Below are 14,058 nucleotides of genomic sequence, written 5' to 3' on the forward strand. Positions count from 1 at the left end.
AATATGCAATCCAATATTTCAAATGAGATTTATTACCATCCAATAATGATATGTTATAACGTAATTACAAAAATTGATAAAAACGGCGTCTTTGCCGCCGGCATGCCGGCATAAAGACACCCACGTTTTTGGAGCGTTAACATGACTTTTAAACACCAGGAAAAAGAGACGCTAAATCTATTCGCGGTTCTCGCCGTCTCGTTAAGCACGGTCATCGCCATGCTCGACAGCACCATCGCCAACGTAGCGCTGCCGGTGATCGCGAAAGATTTCGCCGTTTCCGAATCGGCCTCCATCATGATTATCAATGCCTACCAGTTTGCCGTCGTCGCGTCGTTGATGCCCTTTGCGGCGCTGGGCAGAGCGGTGGGCAATAAAAAAATCTTTATGGCCGGGGTGGTGCTGTTTGCTTTCTCCTCGTTGGGCTGCGCGCTTTCCGACACGCTGGCGATGCTGACGGCGTTCCGAGTGATACAGGGCTTCGGCGCGGCGGCGGTGCTCAGCGTCAATGCGGCGCTGATTAAGGAGATCTACCCGGCAAGGCTGCTGGGGCGCGGCCTGGGGATTAACGTGATGGTGGTGTCGGTTTCCGCCGCCGCCGGGCCGTCCATCGCCTCGGCGATACTTTCTCAAACGAGCTGGAACTGGCTGTTCACCATCAATGTTCCCATCGCCTGTCTGTCGCTGCTGCTGAGCGTGATATTTCTGGGCTCCCGCGAGCGGCGCAACGTTGGCTTCGACAGCGGGGGCGCCCTGTTGGTGTTTGTGCTGTTTATCGCTTTCTCGCTCAGCACGATGAGCATGACCACCCGCCATCTGCCGGCGGCGGCGCTGAGCTTTGCGGTATTCGCCGGACTGGCCGGGTGGCTGTACATCAATCAGAAAAGAAAGGCCAACGCCGCGCTGATCCCGGTCGCGATGCTGCATAACCCGACGCTGTCATTGTCTTTGCTGATGTCGATGCTGTCTTACAGCACCCAGCTTTTGGCTTTTGTATCGCTGCCTTTTTATTTCCACAATGTCCTGCAAAGAAACGTGGTGGAAATCGGTCTGCTGCTGACCGCCTGGCCGCTGGCCACCATGGTTTCGTCGTTGATTTCCGGCGATTTGACCAAGAAATACGATCCCAATCTCGTCGCCCTGTCAGGCCTCGCCTGCTTGTTGGCCGGCATGCTGCTGATGGCCAACCTGCCGGCCGATCCGTCGAATGGGGCGATCGTATGGCGTGTGGCGCTGTGCGGCATCGGTTTCGGCCTGTTTCAATCACCGAACAACCTGCTGATCATGACCTCGGTCTCTCATGAAAACAGCAGCATCGCCAGCGGTCTGTTGGGCAGTTCCCGGTTGATCGGGCAAATCGTCGGTTCGGCGTTAGTGGCGATTTTCTTCAATATGCGCGGCGCGCAAGCGACGACTATCAGCTTAATGGCGGGGGCGGCGTTCTCGTTTCTCTCTCTGGCCGTGAGCTATATGCGCTTCAAGTCCGCCGTTACGTTAAAAACCAGCAAATAAGCACGTTCGAGGTTTCCCATGCGATTCATCCACCTGGTGCCGCTCATTATCGGGATGGCGGCGTTTTCCCTCAGCGGCTGCTCGACCTACCACGACGTGGCGCTGCAACAAAAAGAGGCGGGGCTCAATAGCCCGTATTATCTGTTGCAGCCGCCGGTCTATGTCGGCGATCGGCTGAAATACGGCCTGAAGGACGGCAGCGGCGGTGAGCTGACGGTTGCGAAGGTTGAACCGAAAGACATCGTTGCCGACAGCGGAAAAATCATTCCCCTGTCGCAACTCTCTTTCCTGCAGCGAAAAGACATTTCCGAAGGAAAAACCGCCGCGTTGGTCGGCGGCGGCGCGGTCGCCACCGCGGCGATCGTTTTCGTTGCCGGGATCACCATCATGGCCGCCGGCATCGCCGCCTCGGCCTGACACTATTCATCGACGCGCGCCATTGCGCGTGCGCGCAGGAGGCCTCATGGCCGTAAAACTGACATTCATCGCCACCGCCTTGCTGGCGATAGCCGCTTTGCCGATGCTGCCTTGCGCCGGCGCCAGCCAGCCGGAAGCGGCCGCGCTGCCGCAGAGCGCGGCGGCGCAAACGCTGCCCGGCAGCTACCCGCGGATCGTCATCACCGGCAACTGCCCCTTCGGCGTGATCCTGGCCAACGAGGCGGCCTATCGGCACGTCGTCGGCGTCGGCCCCTGGGCGTTCATGCATGCCGATAGGCATGTGTTGAAAGACATGAAGCCTGACATCGGCAGGATCACGTCCGATTTCATCAATAAGGACTATCGGGTCAACATGGAGTCGTTAATGAATCTGCGGCCCGACATCATTTATTACTACGGCAAAAGCCAGGACGATCGGCTGGAAAGGGCGGGCGTGATGACGGTCGATCTGGACGCCGGCGGGAAGACCAAATACCAGCCGATGGTCACCCAGGTGTATTGGGAAAATACCTTCGCCGACACCCTCGGCCTGCCGCGCACGCATAAATTCAAAGACGCCTGGGAAAGGACCCTGAAGCAGATCCGCCCCTATGCCGCAGCCATCCGCGCGCAGCACGTCAGGGCGTTGTATCTCGAAGAAAGCGACGGCAGGCAGCTGAAGGTGAGCGGCCCGCATACCTACGGCGACACCTACCTGAAAATGGCCGGCATGGACAACGTCGCCGGGGATTTGCCGGTGAAGGGGGATGCCGGCAGGTACATCAACGTGTCGATGGAGCAGATCATGGCCTGGGATCCGGATGTGATTTTCGTGGTGTTCGGCAGCGCCAAAGCGCTGCTGCACGGGGGGATCCCCGGCCAGGCGTGGGAGACGCTCAGGGCGGTAAAAAACGGCAAGGTTTTCTCGACGCCGGTGGGCATTCATAACTGGGGGGGCCTGTCGGCGGAAACATCACTGCTGCCGCTGTTTATGATCAACCGGTATGCCCCTGAAGACATTAGCGACAAAACGCTGCGGGAGGAGACGCGCCGCTATTATCAGACGATGTTCTCTTATGCGATCCCGGACCGGTTGCTGGATGAGGTGCTGGCGCAACGCTAGCGCCACGGTTGAATAGCGTTAATCCATTGGAGGAGCTTGGGGATGCCGGGCAGAGGAAAATATGCGGCGATCATGGCGGGATTGTTCATTTCGCTGTGTGCAGTCGCCTTCGCATCGCTGTTTGCCGGCCGCTACGCCTTGTCGGCCCATGATGTGGCGCAGATTTTATGGCAGGGGAACATGCCGGGGGAAAACCAGGCCCGCTATTCGGTGATTTTTAACCTGCGCGCGCCGCGGGTAGTGGCGGTGATGCTGGTGGGCGGCGGGTTGGCGGTCGCCGGCGCGACCTTTCAGGCGGTGCTGAAAAACGCATTGGCCAGCCCGGACGTGCTGGGTACGTCTTCCGCCTCCGCCTTTGGCGCTGCGCTGGGCATTCTATTGAGTTTGCCTTTTGCCCTGAGTTCGCTGCTGTCGTTTCTTTTCGGCGTGGTGAGCCTGTTGCTGGTGCTCGGCATCTGCCGCCTCAAACGCCGGCAGGATGCGCTCACCACGATTTTGTCCGGCATGATTATCGCGTCGCTGTTTATCGCGTTTGTCTCGGTCATAAAATATGTCGCCGATCCGCAGGATACCTTGCCGGCGATCGTCTTCTGGCTGATGGGCAGCTTCGCTTCGGTAGCGAAAGCGCAGGTTTATTGGCTGATCCCGCTGTTTGCGGCGTGTTACCTGACTATCTACCGGCTCAGGTGGAATATGAACATTCTCTCTCTTGGGGACGACGAGGCGCGCATCGCCGGTCTGAATCCGCCTCGGCTGAAGATCCTGTTGCTGATCGCCGCCTCTCTGCTGGTTTCCGCCTCGGTGAGCTTGGCCGGCGTGGTGGGGTGGGTCGGCTTGGTGATCCCGCATTTGGTGCGAAGCGTATTGGGGTATAACCACGGTCGCCTGATCCCGGCTTCGGCGCTGAGCGGGGCGCTGTTTTTGCTGGTGATCGACAATATCGCCAGAGGCGCTACCTACGCTGAAATCCCGATCGGCATCCTGACCGCGCTGATCGGCGCGCCGCTTTTCGCCCTCCTTTTTATTATGAGCAGCAAACATGATCACCGTTAGCCAGTTGACCCTGGGGTTCAAAGGGTGCGAGCCCATTCTCGACAACGTCAGTTTTCATCTGAAACGCGGTGAGATCCTCAGCGTGCTCGGGCCGAACGGCGCCGGTAAAACCACGCTGCTGAGACATGTCGCGGGCCTGTGCCGGCCCCTGTCAGGCGTTTGCCAGATCGGCCATATCGATAATCGGCCCGCCCGACTGGCCTATGTGCCGCAGGCGAAAACGCCGCATTTCGCTTATGGCGTGCTCGATTTTGTCACTTTCGGCTGCGCTCGCCAGGCGGGGTGGTTCGCCGGGCCGCGGCGGCAAGATTTCGCCAAGGCGCAGGCGGTGTTGCACGCGCTGGAGATCGCGCCGCTGGCGCAGAAAAACATCAATCAGATCAGCGGCGGGGAACTGCAGATGTGTTATTTCGCCAAGGCGCTGGCGGCGGACCCCGACGTCATGATCCTCGACGAACCGGAGTCGAACCTGGATTTTTACAATCAGGCTAAAATGATCGAGATGCTCTGGCGCCTCGCCAAAGAGCGGCAGATGACGATCGTGCTGAATACGCATTTTCTGCATTACGCCGATCGCATCTCCGACAAGTGCCTGCTGATGAATAAGCGACAGTGCATGTTTGGCGATAAAAACGCCTTGCTGCAAGAGGATATCCTGGAGCGCTACTTCCAGGTGCCGGTGAGAAAGTGCCGGTACGAATATGCCGGCGTCAGCGAAGAAACGTTCATTGTCGCGCTACGGCACCCCGCTTGAGCGCCGCCAGTGCGAGGGCGATTGAGGGATATCCCTCATTGCGGCCCCGCCGGCGGTTATTTAAGCTGAAAGAGAAATGCAACGGTGAATATGGAGATAATCATGACTGATTCAGTATCCAACGATCGTAATCCCACCCCGGATGTGGCGGAAGACAACGCGTTCTTCCCATCACCTTACTCCCTCAGCCAGTACACCTCGTCCAAAACCGACTTCACGGGCGCCAGCTACCCGAACGCCTATCGCGGCGGCAAGTGGAAGGTGCTGATGATCGCCTCGCAGGAGCGCTACCTGCTGATGCAAAACGGCAAGTTCTTCTCCACCGGCAACCATCCGGTCGAGATGCTGCTGCCGATGTATCACCTGGATCTGGCCGGTTTCGAGATCGACATCGCCACGCCGTCCGGCGATCCGGTGAAGCTGGAGATGTGGGCGTTCCCGCATGAAGACCCAGCGGTCAAGGCCACCTATGAGAAGTACCGCAGCCAACTCAAGCAGCCGAAAAAGCTGACGGAAGTCGTGAAGGATCTGGATGGCGGCAACTATCTCGGCGTTTTCATTCCCGGCGGCCACGGCGTGCTCAATGATATCCCGTTCAGTGAAGAGGTGAAAAAGACGCTGCACTGGGCCCATGACAACGATCGCTACGTGATCTCGCTGTGCCACGGGCCCGCCGGTTTGCTGGCGGCGGGCATTGGCGAGAGCAAAGACGATTTCCTCTATCGCGGCTATGAGATGTGCGTGTTCCCGGATGCTCTCGATACCGGCGCCAACATCGACATCGGCTATATCCCCGGCCCGATGCCCTGGCTGGTGGGCGAACGCCTGCGTGAGCTGGGCGTGAAGATCGTCAATGCCGACATCACCGGCAAGGTGCATAAAGATCGGCGCCTGCTGACCGGCGACAGCCCGCTGGCTTCCAACAACCTCGGCAAACTGGCGGCGGAGACGCTGCTGGCCGACGTCGCCGCGCGATGAGCGATGAGATCGCGCAGCGCGCTTTCCAGACGGCGTTGGCGATGGACCACGAGCGAACCCTGTCCGCCATTCAGGGGCGGGTTCGCGCCTTCGCCGCGCCGTTCGGCTTCGATCGCTTTGTGCTGTTTTCCGCTTCCGCCACGGCGGAGGCGGGGATCGAGCATATCTATTGGGTCGAAGGCGACTGGTTCGGCGAGGGGGAGGCGGTCGATGCGCTGACCTACGTGCGGCACTGCCCGGTGACTCGCCACATGCTGCGGGCCAGCGAGCCGTTCTTCTGGACCAAGACCCGGGCGCAGCAGGGAGAGCGCTACCGGATTGTGCGCACGCCGCGCGGCGCGGGCCTGCACGGCATGCAAATCCCGGTGTTCGGCCCCGCCGGCCTGGAGGGTGCCGTCAGCCTGGGAGGCGAGCGCATCGACGCCTCGCTGCCGGTGCGGTTGGCGCTGTCGCTGGTGGGCACGGCGGCCTTTTTGGCGGCGCGGCGGCTGTTTGAACCGGCGGCCGGCGAGGGAGAGGGCCGGCTGTCGGCGCGCGAGCGTGAGGTGCTGAGCTGGACCGCCATCGGCCGGCGGCAGGCGGATATCGCCGCGATGCTCGGCCTGTCTGAACGCACGGTGGAAAACCACCTGCGCCGCATTCGCCGGCGCCTTGGCGCCGCCACCACCGCGCAGGCGATCAGCGTGGCGATCCGCCTGGGCGAAATTGCCCCCGAGAGCCGTTAGCCTGCCGCCATTTGCCGCAGCAGCCACTCGCGCAGCGCAATGATATCGGGGCGCTGCGCGGTCTCTTCGGTGGCCACCAGATAGTAGTTGGCGCCGGGTAACGCCATCTCGAACGGCGCGGCCAGCACGCCGCGCTGCAACAAATCGCGCGCCAGCAGCCGGCTGGCGATCACCACCCCCTGGCCCGCTACCGCCGCCTGCAGCGCATGGGTTTCGTCGCTGAAGGTCAGCCCGGCTTCCACATTCAACCCTTCCGGCCCGTAGCGCCGCCGCCAGTTTTCCCAGGTCGGCGCGTCGGCGGGCACCTGCCGATGTTCCACGTGAAACAGCGTTACCCGCTGCAAATCCTCGATGCGCTCCAGCGCCAGCGTCGGGCTGGCCACCACGATAAAACGATCCTCATGCAGCAAGGTGCAGTGCAGATCGCTTTCCGGCATTTCGCGGTAGCGAATGGCGACGTCCACGGTGCGCTGGCTGAGATCGACGCGCTCGACGCTGGTGTGCAGGCGCAGATCGATGGCGGTAAACTCCGCCTTGAAATCCGCCAGGCGCGGCACCAGCCAGTGGGTGAGAAAATTGGAGGTGGTGGTGACGGTCAGCGCCGGCGGCTGCTGGGCGCGGGTGATTTGGGCGACGGACTGCTCCAGCGCGGCAAAGGCGCGCTGGGTGCCGGCATACAGGATCTCGCCGGTCTCGGTCAGGCTGACGCCCTGCGCGCTGCGCTCGCACACCCGGCATTCCAGCACCGACTCCAGCAGCTTGATCTGATGGCTGACCGCCGTCGCGCTGACGCCCAGCTCTTCGGCGGCCAGTTTGAAGCTGCGGCAGCCAGCCACGGCGTGGAAGGCGCGCAGCGCGCCCAGCGGCGGCAAACGGGGTTTTCTCATGGCTGAGTTATTCTCATCTAAGGCTGAAAACTATGAGTTTGTCTGACCGATTATACAAGAGATAGGCTACTGACATGTGAACAGGGAAATGAATTTATTTCATCATTTCCATCATGTCGGGAGTGAACGATGAGCCTTTATATCAACAACGGTGCCCTGGGCGCTATGGAACACACGGGAACGGCGGCGAGCGCCCTGGCGCTCAGCGTGCCGGTCGCGGCGGGCGCTTTGCTGCTGGAGGCGGAGAGCCTGCAGGGCATCGGCGCGACCCTGATGCTGCTGACGGCATTGGCGCTGGCGTTTCTCGGCGGCGCCGTACTGGCCCGCTGGCAGCCGCTGCGGAACCGGCCTGCGCTGGCGATTCTCCGCCACGGCTTTTTGCTGGCGGCGGCGGGATGGCTATTGACGCTGCTGATGCTGTTCGGCGGCCATGACTGGCCGGCTCTGCTGGCGGGCATCGCCCTCGGTGGCCTGGGGCAGGGCGTTGCCTACCGCACGGCGGTGGAGGAGAAAGCGGCGTTCGCTGTGGCGTGCAGGCTGACGACGGTGGTGACTATCGTGGCCGTAGTGATTGCCGCTTCGCTGGTGCAAACCTACGCCGCGCCGGGCGTGAGGGGGAGCTGTTTCGCGCTGGCGTTGCTGGTCGATCTGGCGTTGCTGGGGGCGTTGCTGGCGCGGGTGGCGGAGCGGGATGGGGCCTGAGCCGTCGCGCTGAAGATAAACAGCCCGCCCGGGGGAACGGGCGGGCTTCGCTTAGGCGGCCGCCAGTTCTTGCGGCGTAACGTTTTGCAAGCCGACGAGCTGAATGGCCGGTTGCTCCAGCGTGATGCCGAAGTCGCCTTGATCCCAATTGTAGATATTGACGATGTGCTGATTGAGCGCGCTTTCGCCTTGCATGAATATCGACAGATCCTGCGTATGGGTTTGCGCGTTGTAGTTCAGCGAGAAGCTGCTGTTTGAGCCTTCGGCGCCGAAGGCCAGCAGGTGGTTATCGATAGACAGGGAAGAGGCCTGTAAAAAGCCCAGCTCGAAGCTGTCGTCGATGTAGATATTGTGGGTCTGCTTCACGGGAATATTCAGCAGGCTGTTGGGGAAAGGCACATCGTTGGACAACATGCTCAGGTTCACGCCGAGATAATCCTGCGGCGCGCTCCCTCCCGGCGCAGTGGTATAACCGTGCTCGAAACGAATCTCGCTGGAGCCTTTGCCCAGGCTGACCTCCAGGCCGTTGGCCGGCGTCAGCACCCGATCGTTAAAGGTGACGTTGTCCTTAAAGTCGGTCAGTTTCACCGCTTCGATGTTGTACAGCCCGTCCTTAAAGCCATACAGCCCGATGCCGTTTTTCTCGATCACCCCGCGTCCGCCGTAGCTGCCCTGGGCGTCAAACTTCAGGTTTACCCCGTGCGACAGGCTGGAATAATCGACCGTATCATGGCCGCTGCCGCCGTCGATCACCGTCCAGCCGTAGTTGCCGGCGTTGTTTTGCCAGCCGCGCGGCACGCTGATGGTGTCGTCGCCGCTGCCGGTGTTAACGGCGATATTGCCGAACGCCAGCGTGAAATCATCGTCATGCAGCGTACCGACGCGGTACAGATTCGGCGTGGACAGCACGTCGGCAATGTCGTTGAAAATCGCCGAGCCGATATCCAGCTTGCCGGGAATGAGGCTGCCGCCGCCGGTCACGCTGCTGCCGTAGGATTCGGTGTAGAAATCACGCGCCGCTTCGGCGGCGAGGCGGATGGTCTCGTGGCCAATGCCCAGGGTGGTCAAATAGGTGGGCACTTCGCCCGCCAGCAGCGTTTCAACCACGTAACTGAGGTTTTTCATTTGCATGGAGACCTGCGCCGCGGCAATCAGATCGTAAGTCCCGCCTTCCACCTTAAAGGCCGAGGTGTCGTTGGTCGCCACCCATTCGGTAAAGAACGAGGTATCGCCTAAATAAGAGAACAGCGTGGTGCCGGCCCAGGGGGAATAGTTGGGGGCGCCGGTCGAGGAGGCGTCGGTGAACACTTCGGACGCCGCCGCGCCGGCGTCGATCAGGCCGACCTCGTGAATGTCCGGCACTTTGGCGCTGCTGGGCGGGGCATCCGGCAGCGGCGCGTTGGGATTGCTGCTCAGATCGACGCCAAACAGCGTTTTGGCGAAGTTTTTGGCGATGTTGTCGGAGGCATTCTGAATGCGCGCCTCCCAGTCATCGGGCACATGCCCGGTGCGCAGCTCATACTGCAGCTTGGTTTGGTCGCGAATGTAATGGGCAAACGCCCCCTGATTCGAGTTCACGCCATAGGCGCCTTTGATCCAGGTATACACCGCGATATCCACGCCCTCAATGGGTTGGTTGGCATGGTTGGGATCGGTGAGCGCATCGACGGAGGCGGCATATACCGCCGGCCAGTCGCCGGCTTTGGCGGCCTCCCAAATCGCTTGCAGTTTTTCTCGGTCGGTAATGACGTAAGCCATATAAACACTCCTTGTTGCTGAGAGATTGCTGTGAAATTCAACATGATGAATGGAGGCGCGCGATGGAATAAACCGAAACCCGTACAGCCAGAAACGCGCATGCCGCGAGCCGCAGCGAACGATGGGCGGCAGGCGCCCATAGCGAAAGGATAGACGCAACTTACCGAGTGCGAAAAATTCTCTTATCGATTGTTTTTAAAGGATTATTGCTGTAAATCTGCGGGTTAACCCGCGTATTGGCGCCAGGAAGGGATATCCGTCATCTGGGTTAGGAATCTTCTTAGGTAAAAGAGTGGGTTTCGCTGGTGGGGCCAAGCGTTGGCGTTATGGCGGTGATTGTGGCTGCCGCTTTGCGGATTTACACCGACGGCAACGTCGGGGGTGGTTTCGCTCCAACGCTGCTGGGGCGTGGAATAGGGTGGGGAGATGCTGGCGTGGGGACTCTGGCGGTCGGCTTCGTGCCAGTAGCGGACGTTAACAATCTTGAACAGGTTAGCCGACAAACCTGAAAACTCTTTTGCTTACATCGGGAATGTTGGCAGAAAGTACTTCAATTATGATTACAGATCAGCCAGTTAATCCCAAATCTCAATGGGATCATTAATACTTTCCCCCTGGAGCAGTTGCTCAATGTGTTTAGGTAAGTTCCTTGGATAAAAAGTCGCAGACGACGATTTTAGTTCCTCCAGGGACCACCAGTGATACTCGAGATGATCTTCCAGTTCAAAAGGTTCCCGTTCTGCATAATGGATATCAGGTTTGAAATCATTTATATAGGCAAGGGATATAGCTTCGTGTTGCAGGCGCCTTTCACCGCGATACGAGTAATGAACATCTCTGAACCACTGAGGTACACGGACGCTTTGGAAAGGAACTATCAAACCCGTTTCTTCAAACACTTCACGTATGGCTGCGTCCGCGTGAGATTCCCCCTCCAAAATGCCACCGCCAGGTAATTCCCACGAATTTATGAAGTTAGGATTACTGACATCACGTGTGCTGAGAAGCAGGATCGAGCAGGTCTTATCAATCAGGACAACTCTTACCGCGCGCCGCTCAGTTTCTTTGAGTGGGAAAATCATTTCAGAAGACATAAATAAGACCATAACAAATAAACACTAAAAGAAGATAGTCTACATACTGCCTTCTATTTTTCTACTAAAGTCCGCTCCTCGCTCAAAGCAGACCTTCAGCTCAGTTAGCCTGCCCACTCCGTGCCAGAAGCGGACGTTGGCATTTATCATAGCGGCTAAATATAAAAGTCAGTTACTCAATGGCAACTGCTGACTTTAAGGGGTTATCTACGGGGAGCAGATCATACTGATTCTATGCCGCCTCTGGCTGCTCACACAGCGCGCCTCCCTTCGCATAACCGACTTCTCAGGTTCTCTCTCGTGCCAGAAGATAAGACATTATCATCCTCGTCGCTTCTCTCTTTATCACTGGCGACATGAGTTCATTCCGGCGAGAGGCGGAATGAACGATGCCCTCCAACGCATCTGCGAGAATGCGGGCCGCGACTAAGTGGTCCGTTTCAGTATCGTCTGACGGGGCCGCCGCACGGATGAGGTCTTCATAGCGACGATGATACTCACGCTCAAAAGCGTCATAGAATTCCCTCGGCGCGAGCGGAACCTCATCGATCAGAACACGATGCAGATCTTGGTTAGCCGCATGAAGCGTGACAACGGCATCAATCAATCGGCCAATATGTTCCTCGAGCGGAACCCTTTCACCTTGCGTCTTGATATCAGGAAGCACTTTCAGGATGTCATCGAGATGCCGTTTCCGAATAGCCTCGGCAATCGCCAGATTATTTGGGAAATACTGATACAGCGATCCAATGCTGACGCCGGCAGTATGCGCCACCTCGTTAGTCGTGAAGTTTGCCCAACCTCTCTGCGCCAAAACGCGAGCACCTGCCTCGACGATACTCTCCACCGTGTTCTGGGAACGCTGCTGTTTAGGGCGTTTCCGCATCGCGCGGTGTTCTGTAGGAATGCGAGTAGCCATAAACAACCTCGATTATTAATATGAGCAAGTGCTCATATTTTGGATTTTACCAGAAAGAGCGAAATGAGTCTTATGGAGCGACCATTATGTCTGCAGGTTTATCAAACAACCGCGAAGTTAAACTTATCCGCCATGTGCAGGGAGAAATTCACCCCGAAAATTTCGCCATCATGGAAACGACCATTCCTGCGCCCGGACCCTATGAAGCCGTAGTCCGTAACCGTTGGTTCCGTGTATCCATCTCGACACGGTTGATGGCGCAGGAGGATGCAAAGGCCGCCGAAGGCATTCCGTTCCCGCCTCTCAACCCCGGAGACACTCTGGCGGACGGCGCGATCGGAGAAGTGGTCCAGACCGGATCGGGCTGCAGCCTTCCTTTAGGTAGCCTTGTCATGCATCCGTTCGGGTGGCGGGAATATGCTGTGATCCACGAACACGACGGCAAGCTCATCGATTGCCTCGAACCTGACCCAGCGGCTTATCTTGGCCATGGCTGGACGGCCTATGCCGCGTTGACCCGAGGCGTTCAGGTGAGGAAAGGTGACACCGTGTTCGTTTCCAGCGGCGCGGGGGCCATTGGCTCGATGGCTGGACAGATCGCACGGCTCCTCGGCGCGACACGCGTGATCGGTAGCACGAGCAGATCCAGCAAGGCCCGCTGGATGCAAGAGGAACTGGGCTATGATGCCGTCGTCACCCGAGACGGCGGCCCCATGAACGAGCAACTGGCGAAAGCCGCACCTGAAGGCATTGATGTCATCGTAGACATGGTGGGGGGTGAACAGCTCGCGGCGGCGATTAAGTTGGCAAGGGATGGTGCCCGTGGCGTTCTGCTCGGTGCGCTCACCGCTGAGCTGAACGCAGAAAAGGCGTCTTTGCAGGCTCCGGTTACATTGGACAGCTTTCAAATCATCTTCAAAGGTATGACATTACGCGGCTTCAGCGCGGATCATTCGCCCGATGCGTTTGGATTCTGGTTACGCGATCTGAAGACATGGAAGCGTGACGGACGCATTCATCTTACGTCCACGACCTTCAAGGGAATTGAAAGCTCGATATCTGCATTGCAGGAAGCCTGTGCCGGTCGCCTCAAAGGCGTGGTCCTGATCGAGCTATAAAACGGACGTCGTCATCTGGCATAGCCGTTCGGATGACTTACCCGCCATTCCTAAGCCTTATAGGTTAAATCGTCGTGTGATGGCGCAATGGCGTCTACGGAAAGTTCACGTCACGCAGGCTGAAAACCACATTTTTCTCACATTGGAGTCAACAATATGACTAACACATATCATCGCGTGGGCAACGGACCCCACCCCGTTCTCGTGCTTCACGGTTGGTTCGGTGACGCGCACTCGTTCGAAGAGATTGAACCCTGGTTGAATGTCCACGCGTTCAACTATGTGTTCATGGATTATCGTGGCTACGGGGGCATGCAGGAAACGCGCGGCGCATACACGATCGATGAGATTGCCTCCGATGCGCTGGCGCTTATTGACGCTCTTGGCTTTCACGACTTCAGCCTGATAGGTCATTCGATGGGGGGGATGGTGATTGAGCGAATTGCAACGCGCGCGCCCGATCGAGTGCGGGCACTCGTTGCCGTTGCACCCGTTCCTTGCGGCGGCATTTCGTACGATGCTACGACGCGCCGTCTGCTTGAAGATGCTGCTGAGCAACTGGACAATCGAAAAGCCATCATAGACCGCAGTACTGGCGGACGGTTGCCCTTATCCTGGGTCGAATGGAAAGCAGCGTATTCGGTATCGCATTCCTCTCAGGAAGCATTTTCTGCGTATTTTCATGCATGGGCCGATACCGATTTCAGCGATGAGATTGTCGGATCGCATCCGATAAAGGTGCTTGTGGGTGAGCACGATCCAACATTCAATGCCGGGTTAATGGCCAAAACCTATCTTCAACGCTATCACCATGCAACGGTTGAGATTCTGGAAAACGCCGGCCACTATCCGATGAACGAGACACCGCTCGCGCTTGTCAGGGCTATCGAATCCTTCCTTGCCGAAACAGCCACTGTCGGGCGTATCCCCTCGTCCGCTCGGTGACGAGGGTAAGAGGCACAGAGGGCCTTAACTTGTCGGCATCTTTCATTCCAGCGGTGACTGGAATCGTTCGCGT

The 14,058-nt window shown here is 58.5% G+C and carries 14 protein-coding genes; 10 read left to right on the forward strand and 4 right to left on the reverse strand.

The annotated features are described in order from the left end of the window. Positions 1-141: 141 nt before the first annotated feature. The 7 genes from ACJ8M3_RS01825 to ACJ8M3_RS01855 all read left to right on the forward strand — a co-directional run bounded on the left by ACJ8M3_RS01825 (position 142) and on the right by ACJ8M3_RS01855 (position 6,562). Positions 142-1,512, forward strand: a complete 1,371-nt coding sequence (locus ACJ8M3_RS01825; RefSeq protein WP_089197224.1) for an MFS transporter — start codon at positions 142-144, stop codon at positions 1,510-1,512. A gap of 18 nt (positions 1,513-1,530) precedes the next feature. Continuing rightward, positions 1,531-1,929, forward strand: a complete 399-nt coding sequence (locus ACJ8M3_RS01830) for a hypothetical protein (RefSeq protein WP_226886098.1) — start codon at positions 1,531-1,533, stop codon at positions 1,927-1,929. Between the two features lie 46 nt (positions 1,930-1,975). Further along, positions 1,976-3,052 (forward strand): ABC transporter substrate-binding protein, encoded by a 1,077-nt coding sequence (locus ACJ8M3_RS01835; RefSeq protein ID WP_232094358.1) that lies wholly within the window; start codon positions 1,976-1,978, stop codon positions 3,050-3,052. A gap of 42 nt (positions 3,053-3,094) precedes the next feature. Continuing rightward, a complete protein-coding gene (locus tag ACJ8M3_RS01840; protein ID WP_042784999.1) occupies positions 3,095-4,105 on the forward strand; it encodes a FecCD family ABC transporter permease in 1,011 nt (336 codons plus the stop codon). Further along, entirely contained in the window at positions 4,092-4,859 is a 768-nt protein-coding gene (locus tag ACJ8M3_RS01845) for an ABC transporter ATP-binding protein (protein WP_033651856.1), read from the forward strand. Before ACJ8M3_RS01840 ends, ACJ8M3_RS01845 begins: the two co-directional genes overlap by 14 nt. 102 nt (positions 4,860-4,961) lie before the next feature. Then, positions 4,962-5,837 carry a glyoxalase III HchA gene (gene hchA, locus ACJ8M3_RS01850; protein ID WP_033643728.1) on the forward strand — a complete coding sequence of 292 codons (876 nt, stop codon included), beginning with the start codon at positions 4,962-4,964 and terminating at the stop codon, positions 5,835-5,837. After that, positions 5,834-6,562 carry a PA1136 family autoinducer-binding transcriptional regulator gene (locus tag ACJ8M3_RS01855; protein WP_089197223.1) on the forward strand — a complete coding sequence of 243 codons (729 nt, stop codon included), beginning with the start codon at positions 5,834-5,836 and terminating at the stop codon, positions 6,560-6,562. The genes hchA and ACJ8M3_RS01855 overlap by 4 nt, the downstream gene beginning before the upstream one ends. On the opposite strand, the gene ACJ8M3_RS01860 is transcribed toward ACJ8M3_RS01855, so the two are convergent. Next, complete coding sequence (locus ACJ8M3_RS01860) at positions 6,559-7,449, reverse strand: LysR substrate-binding domain-containing protein (RefSeq protein WP_060660510.1); 891 nt, start codon at positions 7,447-7,449, stop codon at positions 6,559-6,561. The genes ACJ8M3_RS01855 and ACJ8M3_RS01860 overlap by 4 nt on opposite strands. A 129-nt stretch (positions 7,450-7,578) precedes the next feature. On the opposite strand from ACJ8M3_RS01860, the gene ACJ8M3_RS01865 reads away from it, so the two are divergent. Beyond that, entirely contained in the window at positions 7,579-8,151 is a 573-nt protein-coding gene (locus ACJ8M3_RS01865) for a hypothetical protein (protein WP_089197222.1), read from the forward strand. A 51-nt stretch (positions 8,152-8,202) separates the two neighbouring features. Here ACJ8M3_RS01865 and ACJ8M3_RS01870 read toward each other — a convergent pair whose 3' ends face one another. The 3 genes from ACJ8M3_RS01870 to ACJ8M3_RS01880 form a co-directional block, all read right to left on the reverse strand. Next, positions 8,203-9,909 carry a hemolysin gene (locus ACJ8M3_RS01870; protein ID WP_089197221.1) on the reverse strand — a complete coding sequence of 569 codons (1,707 nt, stop codon included), beginning with the start codon at positions 9,907-9,909 and terminating at the stop codon, positions 8,203-8,205. 575 nt (positions 9,910-10,484) lie between these two features. Beyond that, positions 10,485-11,003, reverse strand: a complete 519-nt coding sequence (locus tag ACJ8M3_RS01875; protein ID WP_015378447.1) for an NUDIX hydrolase — start codon at positions 11,001-11,003, stop codon at positions 10,485-10,487. 286 nt (positions 11,004-11,289) lie between these two features. Next, the gene (locus ACJ8M3_RS01880) at positions 11,290-11,922 is read right to left on the reverse strand and encodes a TetR/AcrR family transcriptional regulator (RefSeq protein WP_033643722.1); all 633 of its coding nucleotides are present in this window, start codon (positions 11,920-11,922) and stop codon (positions 11,290-11,292) included. An 86-nt stretch (positions 11,923-12,008) separates the two neighbouring features. On the opposite strand from ACJ8M3_RS01880, the gene ACJ8M3_RS01885 reads away from it, so the two are divergent. Further along, positions 12,009-13,040 (forward strand): MDR family NADP-dependent oxidoreductase, encoded by a 1,032-nt coding sequence (locus ACJ8M3_RS01885; RefSeq protein WP_033643721.1) that lies wholly within the window; start codon positions 12,009-12,011, stop codon positions 13,038-13,040. Positions 13,041-13,196: 156 nt separating this feature from the next. Next, a complete protein-coding gene (locus ACJ8M3_RS01890) occupies positions 13,197-13,985 on the forward strand; it encodes an alpha/beta fold hydrolase (protein ID WP_089197220.1) in 789 nt (262 codons plus the stop codon). Positions 13,986-14,058 lie beyond the last annotated feature (73 nt).

It is taken from the genome of Serratia sp. CY55921 (assembly GCF_052167655.1).
GTDB classification, from domain to species: Bacteria; Pseudomonadota; Gammaproteobacteria; order Enterobacterales; family Enterobacteriaceae; genus Serratia; species Serratia ureilytica.